Annotated in this window: 6 protein-coding genes; 4 read left to right on the top strand and 2 right to left on the bottom strand. The window is 46.8% G+C overall.

Annotated elements, in window-relative coordinates; translation table 11 throughout:
* The first annotated feature begins 785 nt into the window (after positions 1 to 785).
* The 4 genes from ACZND6_RS12465 (at position 786) to ACZND6_RS12450 (ending at position 4,691) form a co-directional block, all read left to right on the top strand.
* Positions 786 to 1,028 carry a sulfurtransferase TusA family protein gene (locus tag ACZND6_RS12465; RefSeq protein WP_008811826.1) on the top strand — a complete coding sequence of 81 codons (243 nt, stop codon included), beginning with the start codon at positions 786 to 788 and terminating at the stop codon, positions 1,026 to 1,028.
* A 29-nt stretch (positions 1,029 to 1,057) separates the two neighbouring features.
* On the top strand, positions 1,058 to 2,371 hold the full coding sequence (locus ACZND6_RS12460; protein ID WP_008864499.1) for a M20/M25/M40 family metallo-hydrolase: 1,314 nt from the start codon (positions 1,058 to 1,060) through the stop codon (positions 2,369 to 2,371).
* Positions 2,372 to 2,794: 423 nt separating this feature from the next.
* Entirely contained in the window at positions 2,795 to 4,297 is a 1,503-nt protein-coding gene (locus ACZND6_RS12455) for an FAD-dependent oxidoreductase (RefSeq protein WP_008864498.1), read from the top strand.
* 13 nt (positions 4,298 to 4,310) lie between these two features.
* The gene (locus ACZND6_RS12450; RefSeq protein WP_008811830.1) at positions 4,311 to 4,691 is read left to right on the top strand and encodes a cytochrome c3 family protein; all 381 of its coding nucleotides are present in this window, start codon (positions 4,311 to 4,313) and stop codon (positions 4,689 to 4,691) included.
* Between the two features lie 74 nt (positions 4,692 to 4,765).
* On the opposite strand, the gene ACZND6_RS12445 is transcribed toward ACZND6_RS12450, so the two are convergent.
* Both ACZND6_RS12445 and ACZND6_RS12440 read right to left on the bottom strand, forming a co-directional pair.
* Positions 4,766 to 6,016 carry a hypothetical protein gene (locus tag ACZND6_RS12445; protein ID WP_370748391.1) on the bottom strand — a complete coding sequence of 417 codons (1,251 nt, stop codon included), beginning with the start codon at positions 6,014 to 6,016 and terminating at the stop codon, positions 4,766 to 4,768.
* A gap of 65 nt (positions 6,017 to 6,081) precedes the next feature.
* Entirely contained in the window at positions 6,082 to 6,858 is a 777-nt protein-coding gene (locus tag ACZND6_RS12440) for a hypothetical protein (RefSeq protein WP_008811832.1), read from the bottom strand.
* Positions 6,859 to 7,220 lie beyond the last annotated feature (362 nt).

The following is a 7,220-nucleotide window of genomic DNA, read 5'->3' as shown; positions in this document are numbered from 1 at the left end:
TTTAAATACCAGCGATAAATTCAGAAGGCCGAATTTAGGCCTCAAAAAATCCGAAATGAGAAGTATTACCAAGGAGTTAAGGGACGATTAGTGAAGATACGAAGAAGGCGGTAGAAAATCATTACCCACTTTTGGTACCGTTTTGACCGAACAAATTCTTTAGAAGATGTAAAAGTTTCTCTTTCGTCTTTATGGGTATTAATACGTAAAGATTAAGAAAGGATGAGCCAAGCGGAAAATTATTTCTTCTTCAATTCAATAAGTAAAAGAAAAATTCGGTTGTGCGAAATAATTTGCAAAGCGGAAAAATCAAAAGTCAAGAAATTTATTTTGTCTTCTTTTTCGTAAAAAGGCGACAAAAGTATGGTTTTTAATGAATGTTGGTGTTACTATCTACATCGTGGTTTGAGCTGGTTGTGAAAACAACCGTTTATCCTGGTTGGAAACCCTGCTAGTGTCCCTAGCAGGTTTTTTTTTGTTCTTTTTTCCGTCGAAAAATCGGATAATTATTCTTTTTTCTTAATAGAAGTCTTGTCTAGCAGGGCCTTTGATCAAAACTTCCTGCATGTCTTAACTTTTAGATCCGGTATTGAAGCTCAATTTTTCTTACTGACCAGCCTACTTTTTCTTTGAAAGAGTCCTTTTTCATTTTGAATCGATGATTATTGCTTGAGATGGTTTTTGCTTATTCGTGTTGATTTTGGGAATGCCAGTTCATCAAGCTTTGTTTGAATCCTCATATTCCGTCTAAAATTTCCGTAAAACAAATTTTTACGGAGCCGACCTTGTCCGATTCAGATTTTCAGCAAATATTAGATGTCAAAGGCTTGAGGTGCCCGATGCCGATGCTTAGAACAAAGAAGGCGCTAGCCAAGATGCAGCCCGGAGAAAAACTCCTGGTTCAGGCAACTGATCCGCATGCTTTAAGAGATTTGAGTCAGTTTGCGGATCAGACCGGCAACAAGCTCCTTTCCTCTTCTGAAGAGGACGGCATTATTAATATAGTGATGCAGCGTAAAGAAGAATAACATCACAAACTTACTGCTAAGGAATTCCCATGACTATGCCCGTCAAAGATGCACCCTTCCTTGAAGAACGAACCGCCGCTGTGATGGAGAGCGTCTTCAACGACCCGATTGTCAAAAAGGCCCTTGAGCAGGCCGTTCCTCAGGAAATTTTTACGATCGAGGAACAGATCGAAATTTGTGAAGTTCCTGCTCCTCCAATGAAAGAGCAAACCAGAGCCGCAATGATCGCTGAGAAGATTAACAGTTACGGTCTGGAAGCATCTATTGATCCTGTCGGGAACGTCATCGCCTGCCGAAAAGGTACGGATCCGGACGGTCCCGTCTGCGTTATCAGCGCGCATATGGATAATAGCTTTAGGGAAGGAACGGACACTACGGTTCGCCGCCAAAACGGCAGACTGTTTGCGCCCGGTATTTCCGACGCATCCCGTGCATTGGCCTGCATGCTCCAAGTTATTCGAATGGTCGTCAACAACGACATCAAGACAAAGGGAACGCTGCTTTTCATTGCCACGGTCGGGCAGGAGGCAGAAGGGGACTTGCGCGGCGTGAAACGAATCTTCTACAGCTCTGGCATCCATGTGGACGGCGTTTTGGTCTTGGACGGCGCCGACCCCGGAAGACTGCTCTACGGATCTGTCGGTTCTAAGCGCTACAAGATTGAATACAGCGGTCCCGGCGGTCACAGCTATTTGAATTTTGGTCAGTATCCGAGCGCCACTCAGGCACTGTGCCGAGCCGGCGCTTTGCTTGCCAACCTCCAGGTTCCGGCCGAACCCAAAACGACTTTTACATTAGCCACCATGAGCGGCGGTTCTTCTGTGAACGCTATTGCCGAACACGCGGAATGTGAAATTGACTTAAGAAGCGAAGACCCGCAAATGCTCGACGGCCTCGTACAGGAAGTCCTTCCGCTTTTTGCTTTCGGTGCTCAGTTGGAAAATCAGCGCTGGAATGTGACCGATCCGGCGCTGCAGGTTAGATGCAAGGTTACGCCGATCGGCCACCGTCCGGCTGCGGTCTCTAAACCCGACAGTCCTGTGCTTCAAGCGGCCAGAGCGGCTCAAATGGCGTTAGGCATTGAGCTCACAGAGTACATGAGCGCTTCGACAGACCAAAACGTTCCGATGTCTCTCGGCATTCCTTCTACGAGCTTGGGTGCCGGCGGCAGAGAGGGCTTTAACCATTCATTGTCTGAATGGTTTGAACCAGTGCGTTCTTATGAAGGACCTCAATTGTGTCTTTTGACCGCGCTCGCGTTGGTTGGTCTGGAAAACGGAGCAGATCCTATGCTTCCGATCTACACGGCAGTGCCGAGGGCACAGTGGCAGGATAGGCTCTAATCTAATGAGAATCAGGGGACCGAGAGGTCCCATTTTTTTTGTCTGTGCGTTTATCCGTGATTTTTCTGAAAATAAAAGTTGACATAGGATAAAAGAGGGGCTATTAGAATTTGATTGTTTTCTTTGAATAATTCGATTCTTAAGAAAAATAGTTTTTTTGAATTTGCTTATTAATATGCAAATGCCTGAGAGCATTAGTCGAAAAGAGATTATTGCTTGCAGACTTAGGTGCAGTCTGGGTTCTCATTTTTCAGGAATTTCCCGTCCTTTTGTAGAAGACGTGGAATTTATCGCCCCGTTGAACTATCTCTTAAGAAATCTTAATGCTAAAATTCATGCCGAGAGGTTCTTAAGCCCCCGGGATTTTAAGAAGATAAATAACTACCCCTCTTACTCGAATGTATCTTGACTTTGGAGTACCAAATGAAGGTCTTTAACAGACGTAACGTATTGAAAGGCGGTTTAGTTGGCTCTATGGCAGCCGGTTTTGCTTCTTTCGTGGGCGCTTCCCACGCAGCAGAGCCAGCAGCAAAGGCACCCGCCCAGAACGATAAAAATACTTATGACGTGATCGTGCTCGGGGCCGGTCCTGCCGGATTGGTCACTGCCATCGCCGCTAAGCAGGCTGGTGCAAAGAAAGTAGTTGTATTCGAAAAACGCGACCGTCCCGACGGGAACGCTATTTTTGCTTTGGGCTCCGTTTGCGGCTGGGGCTCTCGTCATCAGAAAGAGCAGGGCATCAAAGATACTGCCGACGATTTCTACGCCATGATGATGGACGTTTCCAAACAGATGGGCGATAAGGCTTTGAACCGCACTTACACTGATAACATTTCCGCCGGTATTGACTGGCTGGAAAAAGATATCGGCGTTAAGTTCGGCAAGATTCGTCCGATGCCGTATCCGCGTCTCGGCCGTACCTGTCGTGTTGACGGCGAAGGTCTCACAGGCGGTGCACAGCTCGTTAAGAAACTTCTTGCGGCTGCCGCTAAAGAAGGTGTTGAAGTTAAGTTCGAGCACAAAGGTATTGAACTTCTTCATGACGACAAGATGCGTGTTACCGGCGTGAAGATTCAGACACCGGCAGGACAGGAAGAATACTTCTCCAAGGGCGGCGTTGCCATTGCAACCGGCGGCTTCTCTGCCAATCCTGAAATGGTCGATAAATACATCGGCGGCTGGGCTACCCGCATGGTGCTTCGCGGCTCCAAGTCCACAACTGGTGAAAACATTTCCTTGACGCTTCCTCTGTATGCTAAGTGCGTCAACATGGACCAGTTCCATGCCGGTCCGATTATCGGTGCAACCCACGTCAATCCTGCTGACGTTCTGAACTCCGGTTATGGTATTCAGGTCAATACTTCCGGTGATCGTTACATGGATGAAAACAACACCTATGTGATTAAAGCTAGAACCACAGCTCAGAAGACACTGGATAACACCGGCTGGGTCATCGTCGACTCGACATGCCCGGTGCTCGACAAAGTTATTCCTAAATTCGATATGCTGAACAGCCCGTACGGTAAGGCCAACACGATCGAAGAAGTCGCTAAACAGGCAGGTTTGCCTCCGGCCAAGATTGTGGCGCTTGTTAAGGAATACAACGATGCAGTCAAGAACGGTACGTTGGGCAAGATGAATCCGCCGAACACCTACAAGAAACCGCATCTGATTGAAAAAGCTCCGTTCTATGCTGTGCCTCTGCAGGGCGGTATGACCGCTACATTCGGCGGCCCGCTGATTAACACGAAGGCTGAAGTTCAGAACTTAGACGGCAAGACCATCCCCGGTCTCTATGCAGTCGGCAACTCCTCCGGCGGTATCTTCTTCCATAACTATGCCGGCGGCGCTCAGTTAGGCGCAGCCACCGTATTCGGAAGAATTGCCGGTAAAGAAATGGCTCAGAGAGCCGCAGCTGCAAAGTAAGAGGAGATCAAAAATGAAAAAAACATTACTCGTTTTAGCTTCCGCTCTTTTCGGAATGAGCGTCGGTCTTTCCGTCTATGCAGCTGACCAGGCACCTGCCGCTGCTGCTCCTGCTGCTCAGGCCAAGACACTGGGACAAATTCACGGTGCTATGTGGCCGAAAAGCAAAGACGGCTATGTCACCAAGTATCAGTGCATGCAGTGCCACGGTGACTATGACAAACTGGCTAAACAGACAGCCGATCTGGTTCCCAATCCCCATCATTCTCACTTGGGTCAGGTGAACTGCGAAGACTGCCATAAGGCCAATTTGTCTAAACCGGTTCTGATGTGCAACCAGTGCCATAACTTTACCATTCGCAAGGATGGCAAACCGATTGAGCTGGCCAAGTAATTTAGTCTCTGACTAAAACAGAAAATCCCGCAGTTCCTAAAGAACGAGCGGGATTTTCTTTGTCCGGAGATTTCTTAGAAAAGACGGACGCCGTTTGCCGTCAAAATCAAATCGCCGTTCGGCGTGAGTGTCGGAACGATTTCAGTTGCATAAACTCCTTTGCCTTCGCTTAAGTAAGAGTTGCGAGGCAATGCCATGAGCGCAAACTGTCCGAGGCCGCCGTCGGATGTCTGAAGTCTGAATTTCACAGATCCCAAAGTATTGCCTTCGGGTTGCTTTTTAAGCTGTCCGCTGAAAGAAAGGCTTTCTTTGCCGACTTTAATCTCAGAGGGTTCAACCGCGGCCCAGGTTTTACCGGCAAGGATGCCGTTTCTTAAGATCTCTTCGGCCTGAGCTTCGTTTATAGGCTCAGGAGAGCAAATGAGCGGGAAGTTAGTGCAGAAGTTTGTTCCGAAAGCCTCTTGCACCAAGAAGTCAAAGAGCAGAGGTTCGGGCGGAAAATGTGCTGTTAATCCGGTATTCCAGCTGTCAATGCCGACCTTTAAGAAACCACCGACTTTCAGGTGATCAAAAGTGATTTTGATGCCTTCGGTAATTTCAGATTTGTTTTGGCTTTGGTTGATAGAAACCAAAGTCTTTCCGATAGTGAACTGTGTACTGCTGTCTCTGTAATCGATTCCGCTCACCGAAAAAGACAGAGCAGCGGCTTTGAGATTTCCGCCTTTGACAGAAAATTTAAATTCCGGATTACTTAGAGCAACGTTGCTTTCTTCTGAGGCCAAAGAGAAGATGTCTGTCTTGACGGAAGAATCAAGATTTTCAATAAGCAGGCTGCCGTCCGCCTGTTTTACTAATTTCGGGAGGGCTTGGGACTGAATCGCGCCGATTTTAAAGGTTTCGCCGTCAACGGTTGTTTCAACGGCTTTGCTGCTGAAGACGAATAAATTCGGAATAAAACGATAGTTAAAAGAAGTCTTCAGCACCGGTTGTGCGGCTTCAACGACTTTCTTAAAAACTTCATTGCCTTCTCCCTTAATCGTGATCTCGCTTTCAGGGGACCATCCGAACTTTACTTTGCCGGGAAGCGTGACGGTATCCTTATCTTTCGGCTGGGCATTTTTATTGAGAACGATAAATTCTTTGCTGAAGAAACCGTTGTCGGTGATGTTCACTTTGACGGACTTCCATTCACTGCCCAAATACTTGGGAAGATCGGATGCGTATTCTTGGAATTTTTGGCCCTGGTAATAAACCAATCCGCCGTAAGCGCAGGCATAGACCGCGGCACAAACTGCTACCGCGGCAGCGATCTTAGATGAAGACATTTTGACCTTTATGAGAGTAAATACGTACTGAACGGAGTATATCTAACTTGGTCGAAAGTGTTTGATTAGTCGACGAGTTCGCCGCCTGTGTTGTTATGCCATCCTTCTGCCGGATCAGGAGCGTTCGGCTCGTCGGAAGAATCATCGGGAACGCCAAAAAATTCCTCTAATGAGACTTTGTCCTGGATTTTCTTCATGCACTGATAAAAGAGCTGCTCATTGAGCTCGTGCAGACCGATACCGTCGCCTTTAATTGTGTAGTCCCAGCGGCTTAATTCGAAAGGCTTCTTCTTGTATTCAGATTGAGGAGAATCGGACAGAAGGCCGGACTGAATAAAAACATTTTCTTCAGTGAGTGTGGAAGAAACTTTATGGTTTGCGGAATTAATGAAAGTGATACGCATCTTGCCGATTTTGCGCTCGGTCCAGCGAACCGTCGGAATAATCGGAAGGTAGCGCATGCCTATATCTTCCATTGTGTCGGAGATTTCGATATAGACTGCGCCGTCCAAGCCGCGGTCGGTAATGAGTGCGATTCCGTTTTTCTCCAGTAGATCAACCATCTCTTTACGAGTTTCATCTGCAAACAGCCATTCGAAGGAGTCTTCAAGCGTGCCTTCCTTGCCGGTGTCGATGCCTTGGACGATGACCCGAAGATGAAGCGTAAGGTTAAGAGGGACGGCGGGGCGTCTGAGTTCGGATTTTTCTACAAGCTTGGCATTGACATCGAACCAGCCGTGCTTAGGAGAAGAGATGGAAGCGGTTGTGCTGGCGATGCCTAACAGCGTGCATCCTTGAAGCAAGGTTGCAGCGACGAGAAGGGAGGCAGCCAGAACTCTCATACCTAAATTCCGTAAATGACTTTGCCATATTAACCGAAAGGTCCTGAACAAGCGTTCAGAAATGTCTCAGACTGCGTGGAGAACACGTGAAAAGAGATCGGGGAGATTAAATGTTACTCTTTAACTAATTGAAATATAAAGATAATTTATTCCTGAGATTTTGCGTTTCTAGATCTTCATTATTTTAAAAATCCTCAATTAAACATGAAGTTAATATTGAAATTGAGGATTTTTTGTGCTAAACTAGATCATTATATATGGAGATCTATCAATGGCAAATCCGAAGCTTCCTCCGATTCTGATTAACAAGGCAGGTTCCGTTTATTACGTTTACACCTATAAAAACGTTTGGGATAGAGAAC

The organism is Parasutterella sp., assembly GCF_057870745.1.
Note: the sequence above shows the minus strand (reverse complement) of the source record. Positions and strands in the feature narration are given on the sequence as shown.

Coding starts and splice junctions, on each gene's coding strand:
- ACZND6_RS12460 (WP_008864499.1), top strand. CDS start 1,058: ATGACTATGCCCGTCAAAGATGCACCCTTCCTTGAAGAACGAACCGCC.
- ACZND6_RS12440 (WP_008811832.1), bottom strand. CDS start 6,858: ATGAGAGTTCTGGCTGCCTCCCTTCTCGTCGCTGCAACCTTGCTTCAA.
- ACZND6_RS12450 (WP_008811830.1), top strand. CDS start 4,311: ATGAAAAAAACATTACTCGTTTTAGCTTCCGCTCTTTTCGGAATGAGC.
- ACZND6_RS12445 (WP_370748391.1), bottom strand. CDS start 6,016: ATGTCTTCATCTAAGATCGCTGCCGCGGTAGCAGTTTGTGCCGCGGTC.
- ACZND6_RS12455 (WP_008864498.1), top strand. CDS start 2,795: ATGAAGGTCTTTAACAGACGTAACGTATTGAAAGGCGGTTTAGTTGGC.